The 13,783-nt window shown below is 55.5% G+C and carries 12 protein-coding genes and 1 tRNA gene; 5 read left to right on the top strand and 8 right to left on the bottom strand.

The genetic code is table 11. The features are described 5' to 3' along the window. Positions 1 to 49 precede the first annotated feature (49 nt). Positions 50 to 126, top strand: a tRNA-Met gene (locus tag HGO37_RS05060). A gap of 340 nt (positions 127 to 466) precedes the next feature. On the opposite strand, the gene HGO37_RS05055 is transcribed toward HGO37_RS05060, so the two are convergent. Continuing rightward, positions 467 to 1,375 (bottom strand): LysR family transcriptional regulator, encoded by a 909-nt coding sequence (locus HGO37_RS05055; protein ID WP_250982369.1) that lies wholly within the window; start codon positions 1,373 to 1,375, stop codon positions 467 to 469. Between the two features lie 158 nt (positions 1,376 to 1,533). Between HGO37_RS05055 and HGO37_RS05050 the strand changes: the two genes are divergently transcribed. Beyond that, positions 1,534 to 2,718 carry an MFS transporter gene (locus tag HGO37_RS05050; RefSeq protein WP_250982368.1) on the top strand — a complete coding sequence of 395 codons (1,185 nt, stop codon included), beginning with the start codon at positions 1,534 to 1,536 and terminating at the stop codon, positions 2,716 to 2,718. A gap of 120 nt (positions 2,719 to 2,838) precedes the next feature. Further along, entirely contained in the window at positions 2,839 to 3,672 is an 834-nt protein-coding gene (locus HGO37_RS05045; RefSeq protein ID WP_250982367.1) for an aldo/keto reductase, read from the top strand. A 58-nt stretch (positions 3,673 to 3,730) separates the two neighbouring features. On the opposite strand, the gene HGO37_RS05040 is transcribed toward HGO37_RS05045, so the two are convergent. The 3 genes from HGO37_RS05040 to nirK all read right to left on the bottom strand — a co-directional run bounded on the left by HGO37_RS05040 (position 3,731) and on the right by nirK (position 6,753). Next, positions 3,731 to 4,426: a Crp/Fnr family transcriptional regulator gene (locus tag HGO37_RS05040; RefSeq protein WP_192487911.1), complete on the bottom strand. Its 696-nt coding sequence runs from the start codon at positions 4,424 to 4,426 to the stop codon at positions 3,731 to 3,733. A gap of 157 nt (positions 4,427 to 4,583) precedes the next feature. After that, positions 4,584 to 5,501 carry an SUMF1/EgtB/PvdO family nonheme iron enzyme gene (locus tag HGO37_RS05035; protein WP_250982366.1) on the bottom strand — a complete coding sequence of 306 codons (918 nt, stop codon included), beginning with the start codon at positions 5,499 to 5,501 and terminating at the stop codon, positions 4,584 to 4,586. Positions 5,502 to 5,610: 109 nt separating this feature from the next. Continuing rightward, positions 5,611 to 6,753: a copper-containing nitrite reductase gene (nirK, locus tag HGO37_RS05030; RefSeq protein WP_250982365.1), complete on the bottom strand. Its 1,143-nt coding sequence runs from the start codon at positions 6,751 to 6,753 to the stop codon at positions 5,611 to 5,613. A gap of 228 nt (positions 6,754 to 6,981) precedes the next feature. On the opposite strand from nirK, the gene HGO37_RS05025 reads away from it, so the two are divergent. Further along, entirely contained in the window at positions 6,982 to 8,214 is a 1,233-nt protein-coding gene (locus tag HGO37_RS05025; protein WP_250982364.1) for an NnrS family protein, read from the top strand. 108 nt (positions 8,215 to 8,322) lie between these two features. Here HGO37_RS05025 and HGO37_RS05020 read toward each other — a convergent pair whose 3' ends face one another. Both HGO37_RS05020 and HGO37_RS05015 read right to left on the bottom strand, forming a co-directional pair. Continuing rightward, the gene (locus HGO37_RS05020) at positions 8,323 to 8,841 is read right to left on the bottom strand and encodes a DUF2249 domain-containing protein (protein ID WP_352230543.1); all 519 of its coding nucleotides are present in this window, start codon (positions 8,839 to 8,841) and stop codon (positions 8,323 to 8,325) included. Positions 8,842 to 8,923: 82 nt separating this feature from the next. Continuing rightward, entirely contained in the window at positions 8,924 to 9,229 is a 306-nt protein-coding gene (locus HGO37_RS05015; protein ID WP_250982362.1) for a DUF2249 domain-containing protein, read from the bottom strand. 206 nt (positions 9,230 to 9,435) lie between these two features. Here HGO37_RS05015 and hemN point away from each other — a divergent pair, with 206 nt between their 5' ends. Next, positions 9,436 to 10,788, top strand: coding sequence for an oxygen-independent coproporphyrinogen III oxidase (gene hemN / locus HGO37_RS05010; RefSeq protein WP_250982361.1), 1,353 nt, complete (start codon positions 9,436 to 9,438; stop codon positions 10,786 to 10,788). A 118-nt stretch (positions 10,789 to 10,906) separates the two neighbouring features. On the opposite strand, the gene HGO37_RS05005 is transcribed toward hemN, so the two are convergent. After that, positions 10,907 to 12,805: a nitric oxide reductase activation protein NorD gene (locus HGO37_RS05005; protein WP_250982360.1), complete on the bottom strand. Its 1,899-nt coding sequence runs from the start codon at positions 12,803 to 12,805 to the stop codon at positions 10,907 to 10,909. 111 nt (positions 12,806 to 12,916) lie between these two features. Then, positions 12,917 to 13,729 carry a CbbQ/NirQ/NorQ/GpvN family protein gene (locus HGO37_RS05000; protein WP_250982359.1) on the bottom strand — a complete coding sequence of 271 codons (813 nt, stop codon included), beginning with the start codon at positions 13,727 to 13,729 and terminating at the stop codon, positions 12,917 to 12,919. Between the last annotated feature and the right edge of the window lie 54 nt (positions 13,730 to 13,783).

Here is a 13,783-nt window from a genome sequence, read left to right as displayed (position 1 = left end):
GTTTTACAGTTTGCCTAGGGGTATTTTGCCTTTGGCAAAAACCTGGTAACGCGGGGTGGAGCAGCCCGGTAGCTCGTCAGGCTCATAACCTGAAGGCCGCAGGTTCAAATCCTGCCCCCGCAACCAATAAAACAAGCCCGCAGCAAGCGGGCTTTTTTGTTGGTAACGCGTCGAGGAGTTAACGCCTCCTCAGGGGCCCGCAAGGAGGCACAGCCGACGCAACGGGACAGAAAAATCCCAAATCCTGCCCCGCAACCAAATCACCAAAACATCCCCCAAAAAATCAAAATCTAAAAACTAAAAGAAACCGCAGACCATTGCCGGCACCTACGCGCCCGCGAAAATAACCCTGCTCAAAGCACAACGACCAAGGCACACCAAAGCTGCCCAATGCGAAAGTCAAAGCCACGAAAAACCGCCGGCGACAAAACGCTCAATAACCAATGGTAGACGTCCCACCAGAAAATCAAGGCCACGCTCGCACAACATGCTCGCTCAGAAAATCCAAATAGGCGCGTACCCGGCCAGATAATGGTCTCGAACCACCATAGACACACCAGATAACCTCGACATCGCCTGGGTTATAATCGTCCAGAACAGACACAAGTCTGCCCGCCTCAATATCCTCCTCCACATGAAAACCGCCAACACGGCCCAAGCCTAAACCCTCAAGGCATAATCGCCGCATCGCCAACCCGCTGTTGACAGCCGCATTGCCTGAAACGGCAAGACGGTAGACATCGTCAGATCCAGGATTTCTGAACGGCCATTCGTTCAGACTTCGGCTGAAATTGAAACTGAAGCAGTTGTGGTGTGCGAGGTCTTGCGGCGTTTTAGGCATACCATGTTTGTCGATATAGGTCGGCGACGCGACGATGACCCGTGGCACTTCAAGCAGTTTGCGGGCCCTCAGGGAGGAATCCTGCAGGGCGCCCGAGCGGATCGCGATATCCGTTCGTTCCTCAATAAGGCTGATAACGCCGTCTGTCAGTGAAATATCGAGTTGAACTTCTGGGTATAGGTCAAGGAATTTTGGTGCGAGTGGCAGCAGATAACGTTCACCGAAAGCGAGTGTCGCATTCACACGCAGAAGTCCGCGGGGAACCACTTTGCCGCCGCTGGTGATGATCTGTTCGGTCTCTTGGATGTCAGCCAAAATGCGTTTTGCTCTGGTCAGATAAATTTCGCCTTCTGGGGTCATGGTGACGAGGCGAGTTGAGCGCAACAGCAGACGTGTCCCCAGACGGTCCTCAATACGGGTTACGAGTTTGCTGACGGCAGAAGGTGAGAGCTTTAGTTTGCGTCCGGCGGCAGAAAAACTTCCCAGTTCAGCGGCCGCAACGAAGACCTCCATTTCGCCGGTACGATTGTCCATACGTGCTACCTTGTGAATTCAATTCAAAGGTATTTATCCATTATTGCAGATTATCAGGCAAGTCGTCTTCCCCCATATAGGGTGCATCAATCAGTCAGACGACCAGCAGAGTTGTCGTCAGCGCCCCGATAGATTTCGAGGGTAAAGAGGAAGTCACCATGCCTTTGGCTATATTTGCTTTGACGATCGCCGCCTATGCGATCGGTACCACCGAGTTCGTAATTGTCGGATTGTTGCCGACTGTTGCGACGGATCTCAACATCTCATTGCCGCTCGCTGGTCTTATCGTCAGCGTTTATGCGCTTGGCGTGACCTTTGGTGCGCCGGTCCTGACGGCGTTGACTGGCAGGATAGAAAGAAAGCCGCTGCTGCTTGGCCTTATGGCGCTGTTTATTGTTGGTAACGGGCTGGCGGCATTGTCATCCGGTTATGAGTTCCTTCTTGTGGCACGTGTACTGGCCGCTTTTGCGCATGGCGTTTTCTTCTCGGTCGGTGCGACCATCGCTGCAGATCTCGTGCCGGAGAACCGTCGTGCTTCAGCAATTGCCATGATGTTCATGGGCCTGACGGTTGCCATCGTCACCGGTGTTCCACTTGGTACATATATTGGTCAGGTTTTCGGCTGGCGCGCTACCTTCTGGGCGGTCTCGATGCTCGGTGTCATTGCTTTTCTGGCAATTGCAACACTTCTGCCAAATACGCTCAAAAAGGCAGCGCCTGCACGTCTGGTTGATCAGGTCCGCGTTCTCGGTTCAGGTCGCCTGCTGATCGTATTTGCCATGACCACTTTCGGATATGGCGGCACGTTTGTCGCCTTCACCTTTCTCGCGCCAATCCTGCAGCAAGTGACCGGCTTCTCCGCATCCAGCGTCAGTCTTATTCTCGTACTCTATGGTATCGCTATTGCTGCTGGTAATATTGGTGGCGGCAGGATCGCCAATCACAATCCGGTCAGAGCGCTTGTCGGTCTGTTCCTGGCGCAGGCAATCGTGCTGCTGGTGTTTTCCTTTACCGCTGTGTCACCTGTTCTGACATTGGTGACGTTGGCTGCACTCGGTTTCCTGTCCTTTGCAAACGTGCCAGGTTTGCAGCTCTATGTCGTGCAGTTGGCCAAAGAGCATCGGCCGGGAGCCGTTGATGTCGCCTCTGCACTCAATATTGCTGCCTTTAACCTCGGCATTGCCATCGGCGCGTGGCTGGGAGGTCTAGTTGTGGAATCGCCGCTCGGTCTTGTCGCTACGCCTTGGGTTGGTGCCATTCTTGTTGCCGTTGCCCTGCTTCTGACAATTTGGAGTGGTGCGCTCGACCGTCGTGCCGCGTCACCGGCGTTGAACATTGCCTGACCGTTATCAGCCCGGCCGATTTGCGGCCGGGCTTGCCGAACCGACACTTGATGTCTGGTCGGTTCTCAAGTCCAATCATTCCCGGCGAAAATCGCTGCGGATTAATCAAGGAGTAAACCAATGCACACTGTTACCGCAAATGGGGCGACCATTCCCGCGCTCGGCTTTGGTACGTTTCGTGTCCCCGGCAGTGATGTCCTCAGGATTGTGCCGAAGGCGCTGAAGACCGGATTCCGCCATATCGACACTGCGCAGATTTATGGCAATGAAGCGGAAGTTGGCGAGGCCGTCGCCGGTTCCGACATTGCGCGTGGCGACATCTTCCTGACCACAAAAGTCTGGGTCGATAAATACAAACGCGACGCGTTTGTAACCTCCGTTGACGAAAGCCTGAAGAAGCTGAAAACCGACTATGTCGACCTGTTACTTCTCCATTGGCCAAACGACGCGGTTCCATTGGCTGAGCAGATCGGTGCGTTGAATGAGGTCAAGGAAGCCGGCAAGGTGCGTCATATCGGTGTTTCGAACTTTAACACGGCTTTGATGGCGCAGTCCGTTTCACTTTCAAAGGCGCCGATCGTGACCAACCAGATCGAGTATCATCCGTATCTCAATCAGGATGTCGTGATCGCCGAAGCCAAAAAGTCCGGCATGTCGATTACCAGCTATTTTGCCATGGCGGATGGCAAGGTGCTTGCTGACCCAGTTCTGAAAGATATTGCTGCCAACCACGGCAAGTCGGTTGCTCAGGTCGTATTGCGTTGGCTCGTCCAACAGGACGGCGTTATTGCGCTTTCCAAGACGGTGACTGAAGCTCGTCTCGCCGAGAACGCAGCGATTTTTGACTTTGCCCTGTCTTCAGAAGAAATGGCGGCCATTCACGCGCTTTCCAAAGCAGATGGCCGTATCGTGTCCCCGGATGGCCTCGCACCGGTCTGGGATGCTGCTGTGTGAAAACAACAGGAGGAGCCTGCGCTCCTCCCCAAATGCCTCTTTACATTTGTCGATGGTGTTACTCGCGCGCGCCATCGGCAAGCTGCATCAGCCCCGGCATGTTGCAGACCAGAAGTTTCTGGCGGCCGCCCTGCACAAGACCCTTGGATTCCCAGCTGCTAAGAATGCGCGACACCGTATGCAGTGTCGTTCCTGTCATCTCGGCAATATCCTGTCGGGATATCGGGAAATCGATCCGAATGCCTTCGCTTTCCTTGCGCCCGGCTTGTTGTGACAGACGAAGCACGGCATGGGCAACACGGCGCTCAACTTCCTGCGTGGACATTTCACGAATACGAGTATGGGCTTCTTCCAGCCGCTGGCCGATGGTCTGCATGGCAGACACTGCCAGATAAGGGTTTTGCTCAACAAATTGTGGCCAGAGGTCTGTCTGCCAGGACAAAATAACGCTTTCAGCGGCGGTGGTCGCCGTGCCGGGGTAATCGGTTCTTTGAAGAGCCTTGGCAAAACCGAAGAGATCGCCGGGATGCACTACGCGTACAATGATCTGCTGGCCATCCTGCGTGACCTGGGTGACCTTCAACCGGCCGTGAATCAGCAGGAAAAAATGGGACGCCGCCTGTCCCTGCTCAAAGATCGCTTCGCCGGGTGGCACAAGCCGGGAATTGGCATGGGACAGAAGCTTGTCGAGGTCCTCGTCCAACATTTTACTGAACAAAGGCAAAGCCCGGATGACGCTGCGGTCAATCTTCACCAGATGTCCTCTCCAGACACCCTGTTTCCGCTTGTCTGCGGTAGTCGACGCTTCTGATCGAGCGGTGACGGCAGGATTAGTCTCGTTAAAAATTTCCGTGTTGTTTCGTCGCTGTCTTTAGCATGTGTCGAGGGTTGTGGAAAGGTTGCCGGGATTCTTAAACCGACCAACCATGGTTGCGCAGCCTTGCTGCAAGTGGTGCATACCAACGTGTGTCCTTGACCAGCCGAAAGCCGAGATTATCCGGAGGTACGCCCACTGCACAGCCGCCGCCCTTCGGATTGCGCACAAAACCGCTAAGCGCTGCACGGTGTTTACCCGAAGCAACAGGTATCCCACATGAAGATACGGCGCTCGTTACATTGCCGTTGGCATCCAGATTGACGCGGCGACTGCAGGTCGCCGTCCATTCCCATATGTTCCCACCAAAATCCGAAAGGCCATGCTCATTCTCGCCGAACGTGCCGTATGATTGCGGAACCGGATTGCTCGAGGCTTTACGGCTGGTCTGTCGCTCGTAGTCTGCCAGCCAGCGTGCGGCAGGGTTGGTCGAATCCGTATCGACATCCAGTTTTTCATCAGGAAAGATCGAGCCGGCAGCGAAAGCCAGTTGCGCATCACTTGGCAAGGTCCAGACCTCGCCGGTGCGAGCGCTCAGCCATGCGGCATAGGCTTTTGCATCGTCGTGGCTGATGCCGGTTGCCGGTGTTCTCACATCAAGTGCGACGGTAAAACCAGGCTCTGGTGCAGCACAGGCACCATCCGTGACGCAACGGTTATAGTCGCTGCCCGAAACCTGATATTTCATGATTGTCAGTGCACGGCTCATGGTCATGGTGCGCATTGGCGCGTCAACGGCATAACCGTTTTTGAAATGTTCGCCGTCTTCACGATAGCTGAATGTGCCCGTTGGAATGACAACGGTTTGTGGTGCGTCAACGCTTGCAACAGGTCTAGTGTCTGAACCGATGATACCCGCTTGGAAAGCTGCTGTCGCGGTCAGCGCCGCGATAATTGACAGCGGCAGCGCTATCGAGAGTGTTGGCGAGACAGGTTTTAGACGAAGCGCGGTCATAGCAATCTCCTTGCGCCATCAGTCGTGAATATGTTCAGTTTGTATTTCGTACACCCACGAGGTGGGCCAAGGGGCCGGGCTGTTTCCGGTCCCTTGGCTGTTGGTCATGTTAGATGCTCGATGGTGCGAGAACCGCAGTCATCAGGTCGTCGTTCCAGTCACCAGTGACCTTGAAGTGAGCGGCCGCGCCCAGTTCGAAGGCTTCGATGAGGTTGTGGTTCACATAGGCGTAAATGCCTGGCTGCTCGAAGGTGTAGAATGCTGCACCTGCCGTGCCGCCTGGAATGAACCAGGTTTCCTGATCGACATCAGGAATGTTGCGGAACTTGCCGGTCGCCCAAACATAGTCGCCGTGGCCACCGATCAAGTGTGGACGGGTATCACGGTTGGCCTGCGAGTGCACAATCAGCACTTTTTCGCCAACTGCTGCCTTCAGCGCGTTATCACCTGTCAGAGCACCGACTGCCCCGTTAAAGACGATATGGCTTGGGGTCAGCGTGCGCATGACTTCCAGCGTGTCGACCATGGCATCGCCAGCACTGTCATACTTCTTGAAGGCACCCTTCTCATCACGGGGCACGTAGAAGTCCTGCTCACCGACGTAATAGACGCGGTCATAGGCCAGTTCCTTACCGTGACCATCCGTCAGACCGTCGCGTGGTAGAACCATGATGGCGCCATTCATGCCCGAGGTAACGTGCCAAGGCACCATGCCGGGAGGTGCGCAGTGGTAGACAAATACGCCAGCCTTGGTGGCCTTGAAGCGCAGGATTGCCTTCTCACCGGGGTTGACGATTGTCAGGCCGCCGCCACCCAGGGCGCCTGTTGCCGAGTGGAAGTCGATGTTGTGCTGAAGCTCGTTGGTGTCAGGGTTAATAAGCGTCAATTCAACATAGTCATTTTGGTGAACGACCATCAGCGGGCCGGGAACCGAGCCATTGAACGTCATGGCGTGAACTTCAGTGCCCTTGTCGTCCAGCACCATCTTCTTTTCTTCGATGGTCAGTGTGAACTCGACAATTTTTGGTCCGCCGACAGCTTTCTGGGCGTGTTCATGCACGAAAGGTGGTTTCGCCAATTCTACTTTAACGCGAGGCAGTGCCGCAATCTCGGCGGGTGTCAAAGCCTTCTCAGCTGTCTTTGTTTCGCCTGCTGCATGCGCCGTTGCTGCGCCGATGACAGGTGCCATCGCACCAGCAAAAGCCGCACTAGCCAGTATGTTCCGGCGTGTGATGTTGAAGTTGTCAGTCATCGGGTTTCTCCTTCTCCGATAGGACAAGCCTTGCTTGGCCCTGTCGTGATCGTTTTTAGCGCAACTCGCGAATTACAATTTGAGATGGAACAAAGAGCCCGTTTTGACGGCTGCGACATTTTGGCTGGGGGTGTCGCGGTCTTTGCCTGTTCGCAAAGACGGGGTGGCCAGGGGTGGTTAGACAGATGTCAAGAATTCACCACGAAGGCTAATCCCAGGAGCAATATCATGAGTGGTACAGAAACAATCCGGCAAGACGGACATGCCCGTCCAAAGGGCGGAGTTCCAAGAGGTTTCTCACGCACCGGACCGGTCATTTTTTCCTATGGTTTCCGCCCTTTCTTTCTGGCGGCGGCCATTTGGGCAATCGTCACCATGGTTTTGTGGATTTCCGCATTGAGCGGGTTCATCCAGATCGGCGGCGATTATGGCGCGCATAACTGGCACGCGCATGAAATGCTATTTGGTTTTGCCTCGGCTGTGCTTGCCGGATTTTTGCTGACAGCCGTGCCGAACTGGACAGGCCGATTGCCGGTGTCCGGGTTACCACTGGTGCTGCTGTTCGGGTTATGGTGTTTGGGACGGTTGATGTTCCTCGTGCCTGGCATGTTTGGCATGACATTAGCTGCGGTGATCGATGGTCTGTTTCTTCCGGCCCTGCTGGCCATATGCGCAAGAGAAGTCATTGCCGGGCGCAAATGGAAAGACCTGAAGGTACTGGCGGGCTTGTTGGCGCTTTCAGCCGCCAATATCGTCTTTCATTATGCGGCGATCAGCGGCGATCACAGCCACGTTGCCACACGGCTTGCGGTCTCGGCCTATACGGTTCTGGTGATGATCGTCGGTGGACGTATCGTTCCCAGCTTTACCCGCAACTGGATCAACAAGTCAGGCCGTACCGATTTTCCTGTTCCTTATAATACCTTCGATACGGCGGCGATTTTAACGGGGGGTGCCGCCCTTGGTGGTTGGACCCTTGCACCCGAGAGCCCATTAACGGCCATTGTCGCTGTAATCGCTGGGTTCATGCATGCGGTCAGGCTTGTGCGGTGGCGCGGTTGGGCTACATGGCCGGAGCAATTGCTGGTGGTTCTGCATGTGGCTTATGCCTTCATACCGCTCGGCTTCATGGCCATTGCGCTGGGTGTCTATGAGGTGATGGATGCCCGCTCGGTGCTGCATATATTTACCGTCGGCGTTGTTGCCTGCATGATGCTGGCGGTGATGACGCGCGCCAGCCTTGGTCATACCGGTCGCAAACTCCATGCAACGAAGATGACAGTTGCCGCCTATCTGGCGCTGATTGGAAGCGCAGTGCTGAGACCAGCCGCAGAGGCCTTCCCGGATGCCATGATGCACCTTTACGCCTGCTCAGGCGCCCTGTGGATCATAGGCTTTCTGTTGTTCTGCATAGAATTCGGGCCGATCCTGACACAGGAGCGCAAACCGTTGCGGGCTTGACGGTTCGCAGCGGTTTTATCTTTCAGAATGAACCAAAGAAAATGCCCCGCTTGTTGTCACAGGCGGGGCATTTTGATGGAGGTATGCTTTGTTGCCAAGAGTACGCTGTCAGTTCGGCGGCATGCCAATCCTGATGAACATACGGAATGCTGTGCGGCCTTCGTCGAAATTTCCTGCCCATTGATGGCCATTCGACATCAGGTCAGCATAGAAAAAAACCGGTTCCTGCTGCATAACGGCAAAAATGACCGAACCCGGAGGGTGGCTCTTTGTGGCTTCCGTCAACCGCTTGATTTGCAGTGGTGGAGCCAGATCGATGAGATCAAGATATTCGCTGGGATCCGGCCATGCTTCCGGTTCTGCGGCATCATGGACCAGCGTTGGTGACACGGAGAGTTCTTCGCTTTTTTTATGCGGAATGAACTGGACTTCCCACTCACCATTGCCAAGCTCTTTTTCCAGATGATCGAACCCGCGGCGCGCCATGACATTGAACAATGGCACCGGGCGAAAGGTTGTCATAATCGTCAAACCTTCACCCGGAGCCAGCGATGCCACAGTCTCCATGATGGCGGGGAATGGTTCGATGCCACTGCGCAAAAGTGGACGCAGATCCAGTTCTTTCATGATGCCATTCATGGTTCACCTTTTATCTTTGAAACAGCTTTTGCCGATTTTTGCAGACGTCTAGCATGGAGGCGGATTGCTCTTAATGGTTTGATCCACAGCAACAATCGCAGCCGGAATGTTCTTCTTCACTGCCTTCGCTCTCACCTTCCATACGGTTGATGTCTAGGCGCCAGACTTCCGGACCCTGCTCGAGATATTCCCAGCCAAACTCGCCTGGGAAATTGGTGGCCAGTTGGTACAGCAGCGGGCGCGGGTCATGATCACTGGTGATCTGCAGCGACTGGCCGGCGGTTAATGCGCCAAGAGCACCAAAAATCTGCGGATGGCGTTCACGTGGCGGAATGACCCTGACATCAATGTTGGTAACGGGTTGAGCTTCGGACATAATCTGTTTCCATCGCCGCAAAACAAGGACTGCTCATGCGTGCGGCAGCCGCTTGAGCAGTCCGGAAGCTACCTATTGTCACAGCGGGCAACGTTGACGCGGCTCAAATAAATCTGAAAATTGTCATGTATGCGCTTTTACGCAAAGAAGGGCGCATTCTTCGTGGGCAGGATACGGGCACATTTGTAACCGTAAAGGAGTGCCCCATGCATCAGCCGCTTATCGAGAAATACGGCGAAGCGCGACTGCCGCGTTACACCAGTTATCCAACTGCACCGGCCTTTTCGGCCTCGATAGGGGCCGGAACCTATTCGGACTGGATTACCGAAATTCCACCGCAGGATAAAGTCTCGCTTTATCTGCATATTCCGTTCTGCCGATCGATGTGCTGGTATTGCGGCTGTCACACCACGATCACCAGCCGCGATCAACCAATCCTTGATTACCTCGACGTCCTTCATGCGGAGATTGATCTGGTGCGGGCGCGTACATCTAGTCGCCTGAAGGTTGGCCATGTGCATTTTGGCGGTGGTACACCCACCATCATGCAGCCGGAGGAGTTCCTGCGGTTGATTGCATTGCTGGGCAAAAATTTCGTTTTTGACAAGACCACCGAGATGGCTGTCGAGATCGATCCCAGAACATTGACACCGGACATGGCGGTTGCGCTGGGTGAGGGCGGTGTCAGGCGTGCAAGCCTTGGAGTGCAAAGCTTTGACCCTATCGTGCAAAAGGCCATCAACCGCATCCAGAGCGAAGAACAAACGCAGACCGCCGTCACGAAGTTAAGAGCTGCCCGGGTTGCCCGTATCAATTTTGACCTGATCTACGGCTTGCCACATCAAACCGTGGCGTCCTGTATTGCCACGGCCAAGGCTGCGATCAAAATGCGGCCCGACCGGTTTTCGGTGTTTGGCTATGCGCATATCCCGAGCTTCAAACAGCATCAGAAATTGATTGATGAAAAGGTCTTGCCAGATGCCATGGCGCGGGCAGAGCAGGCAGACGCTATTGCCGCCACTCTCGAGCGGGCAGGTTATATCCGCATCGGTCTCGATCACTACGCTTTGCCCGGTGACGACATGGTGATTGCACAAAAGTCAGGACGTCTGCATCGCAATTTCCAGGGCTACACGACGGATGCCTGCCAGACTTTGATCGGTCTGGGCGCGTCCGCCATTGGACGCATGCCTGGTGGGTATGTGCAAAACGAAGTGCCACCTGGCATTTATGCGCGGCAGATTTCCAGCGGGCAACTGGCGACCGTCAAGGGGTATCGTTTGACCACCGAAGACCGGATGCGCGCCGATCTGATTGAACGGTTGATGTGCGATTTTCGCGCCGATGTGGCGGGGATTGCTGCAGGTCATGGTTTTGATGCTGCCATGTTGCTGGAGGACAATCGCCAGCTCTCCATGCTGGAAGATGATGGCGTCGTTGACATCAGAGATGGCATCGTCAGCGTCAAACCGGATCAACGCTTCATTATTCGTGCCGTTGCGGCCTGTTTCGATGCCTATCTGCATTCATCGGGCCGCACGCATAGCAAAGCGGCCTGATCCTTACCTCCTTAAGGTGGATACCGCCTTAAGGAGGACATTCTGCAAGGTAATGAAGACTGAAACAAAACAGCCCCGTTATTTGGCGGGGCTGTTATTTTGGTGGTATTTGCTGCGGTTAACCGGCCAAGCTGCGATAGATGGCGGGCAAGGCCGAGGGCAGTTTGGAAATCCTGTTGACGATGGCGTAGCCATTCTTGCCAAAGATCGCCGGAATGTAGGACTGGGCTTGCCTGTCCACCGTCACACCGAACACGTTGACGCCGGAGCGCCTTGCCTCGGTGACGGCCCGGCTGCTATCTTCGATGGCAAACCGGCCTTCATAGTGGTCAACGTCGTTGGGTTTGCCGTCGGTCAGCAGCAACAGCAACTTGCGTCTGTCAGGGCGCTTGCGCAACTCCGCAGCCGCATGGCGAACCGCAGGGCCAATACGGGTGTAATAGCCAGGTTTCAGTGCGGAAATGCGTCGCTCCACCTTGTCGCCCATTGGCTCGTCAAAATCTTTTACCGTTTCCACCCGCACCCATGAGCGACGACGGGAGGTGAATGTCAGAATGGAGTGGCTGTCGCCGCAGGCGGACAGTCCGTTTGCCAACACCAGCAGGGCTTCTTTCTCGACATCCAGAACGCGGCGATTATCAAACCACGCATCAGTGGACAACGACACATCGACAAGAATGGTGACGGCAAGATCATGAGCCTGCGGTCTGCTCATCATGTGAATGCGATCACTGCCTTGACCGCCGGCAGCCATGTCGCTTCGCACACGGACTACGGCATCCAGATCAAGATCGTTTCCGTCGATCTGGGCTTTGAGCATTTCATGGCGAGGACGCAGAACCTCGAATTGTCGTTTGACACGACGGATCAAGCTCTTGGTTTGTTCATCGGCTTCTGGCGGTGTTTCCGAACCAGCGGCCGCCGAAGCAAGCACGCGGCAATGGTTGGGTAGATAGGTGCCGCTGCGATAATCCCATTCCGGGTAGGTCAGATCTGCCGTCAACGGGGTGCGATCCAGTGCTTCCGGTGGAAGGTCAAGATCGAAACGGAAGCGGGCGGATGGTCTGCCCTTGCGTTCGCCAAGCGTCATCTCATCGAGTTCATCGGCGGCGCTGGCGTCATTATCGTCACTATCGTCGCCGGGGCGATTGACATTGACCATTTCGGCCATGGCCAGGATCTTTTCGAACCGGTTGAGAATGAACGGGCTGCGTTCGGTCTGGCGATTTTCCGCCTTTTCTCTGACCGCAATGTGCCGGGCGGTGGGTGCACCTTGGGGCTGAGCACCGCTGGCCGGCTGGTCTTCATTGTCGCGCGGTTCGGATGCTTCGCGCAGCAGCGTATCGGGCCAAAGGGGAACCGGCAGCATCGGCAGATAACCAGGCGGTGCCTTGTATGGGAACTGGAACGGCGCGACCGGCGCATGGTGTTCGGCACCATTTGCCAGCATCGCCAGAATACGGTTTTCAACCTGCTGCTCGACCTTGGGAAGTGGTCTTTTCTGACGCACGGCAAGGATGGCAGCACACAGGCGACGATAGCGATTTTTCATGCCGGGAAAGGCTTCCATGACATGGTCGGCCAACTTTGATGCCCGATCAAGCCGGGTGAGATCGTTCAGCAGCAAATCATCTGATGGCAACTGGTCGAGTGGCAGGCAAGCCATCGCGGCTGCGAGCCAGACATAGAGGTCACGGTTAAGTCCTTGGTCCGGGAACAGGTCGATGACTGGAGGCAACATCAACGTGGCGTGGTCACGGCCCGGCTGGGCCAACTTTTCCTCACCAAGTCCCATGCGTTGACGCAAACGCAAGCGGTGGGTGGACGTGCGGGCACGGGCCGGCGCGATCTGCACCGCCCGTTCACCGCCGAAGCCGCGAAAGCACACAGCCAGCACCGTTTGCACATCGTCCAGTTTAACGGCATGTTCAGGAAAACGCAGCCATGTTGCAGTTCCGCCAATCAGGCGATGCCATGCACGGCCAACGGTTTCTTCCAGTTCTAGAAAATCCAGCATCGAACTATCCTTGCCGCATCGGCGCGAAATCCGGTTTCGAATTTCGCAAATGGCGATGCGTAGCTTCAGTGTGTCGGAGGGCCTTTTGCGCCGTTGAAGACGCAACGTGCCTTAGCGGATCATTGCGTCCGCGATCTCGAACAGAGCTGCCTTGACATCCTGCTCGTCGGTCAGCGGTTCAATCATGGCTGCGCGGACGGCGTCACGATTGCTCATTCCGGCATCGATCAGGCTTGCGCAATAAACGACAAGGCGGGTCGAGACACCCTCTTCAAGGTCATGGCCTTTCAGGGTGCGCAGACGCTGCGCCAGATTAACCAGCGGTTCGATGTCTGATTCATCAAGACCACTTTCCTTCGAAACAACTGCTATTTCCTGGTCCTTCGGCAGGAAGTCGAATTCAATGGCGACAAACCGCTGCCGGGTGCTGGGTTTCAGGCTTTTCAGCAGGTTCTGGTAGCCGGGGTTATAGGACACTACCAGCATGAAGCCGGGAGGTGCGTCGAGCACTTCGCCGGTGCGTTCCAGCGGCAGAATACGCCGGTCATCCGTCAGCGGGTGAAGCACGACGGCGACATCCTTGCGGGCTTCAACAATTTCGTCGAGGTAGCAAACGCCGCCTTGACGAACCGCTCTGGTTAGCGGGCCATCCGTCCAGACCGTATCGCCACCTTTCAGCAGATAACGGCCGGTCAGATCGGCGGCAGCCAGATCGTCATGGCATGAGACGGTGGAGAGCGGCAGGCCGAGCTTGGCGGCCATATGGCTGACAAAGCGGGTTTTGCCGCAACCGGTTGGACCTTTCAGAAGCAGCGGCAGTTGCCGGGTCCATGCTCTTTCAAACAACTGGCACTCATTGCCGGACGGGCTGTAGAAAGGAATTTCCGTGGTGGTCTTGGGTCCGTCCCTGAAGATCGTGTTCATGTTTTTCTCTCCATGAGATTCTGAAAAAGGGAAGCGCCGGCCCCTGGGGTTTAA

It is taken from the genome of Rhizobium sp. CG4 (assembly GCF_023701965.1).
GTDB lineage: Bacteria > Pseudomonadota > Alphaproteobacteria > Rhizobiales > Rhizobiaceae > Agrobacterium.
The sequence above is the reverse complement of the archived record's forward strand: the minus strand, read 5'-3'. Positions and strand labels throughout refer to the sequence as shown.

What these genes read in the sequence shown, in the direction of transcription:
- HGO37_RS05055 (WP_250982369.1), bottom strand. Translation starts at nt 1,375, where the DNA reads ATGGACAATCGTACCGGCGAAATGGAGGTCTTCGTTGCGGCCGCTGAA.
- HGO37_RS05050 (WP_250982368.1), top strand. Translation starts at nt 1,534, where the DNA reads ATGCCTTTGGCTATATTTGCTTTGACGATCGCCGCCTATGCGATCGGT.
- HGO37_RS05045 (WP_250982367.1), top strand. Translation starts at nt 2,839, where the DNA reads ATGCACACTGTTACCGCAAATGGGGCGACCATTCCCGCGCTCGGCTTT.
- HGO37_RS05035 (WP_250982366.1), bottom strand. Translation starts at nt 5,501, where the DNA reads ATGACCGCGCTTCGTCTAAAACCTGTCTCGCCAACACTCTCGATAGCG.
- nirK (WP_250982365.1), bottom strand. Translation starts at nt 6,753, where the DNA reads ATGACTGACAACTTCAACATCACACGCCGGAACATACTGGCTAGTGCG.
- HGO37_RS05025 (WP_250982364.1), top strand. Translation starts at nt 6,982, where the DNA reads ATGAGTGGTACAGAAACAATCCGGCAAGACGGACATGCCCGTCCAAAG.
- HGO37_RS05020 (WP_352230543.1), bottom strand. Translation starts at nt 8,841, where the DNA reads ATGAAAGAACTGGATCTGCGTCCACTTTTGCGCAGTGGCATCGAACCA.
- HGO37_RS05015 (WP_250982362.1), bottom strand. Translation starts at nt 9,229, where the DNA reads ATGTCCGAAGCTCAACCCGTTACCAACATTGATGTCAGGGTCATTCCG.
- hemN (WP_250982361.1), top strand. Translation starts at nt 9,436, where the DNA reads ATGCATCAGCCGCTTATCGAGAAATACGGCGAAGCGCGACTGCCGCGT.
- HGO37_RS05005 (WP_250982360.1), bottom strand. Translation starts at nt 12,805, where the DNA reads ATGCTGGATTTTCTAGAACTGGAAGAAACCGTTGGCCGTGCATGGCAT.
- HGO37_RS05000 (WP_250982359.1), bottom strand. Translation starts at nt 13,729, where the DNA reads ATGAACACGATCTTCAGGGACGGACCCAAGACCACCACGGAAATTCCT.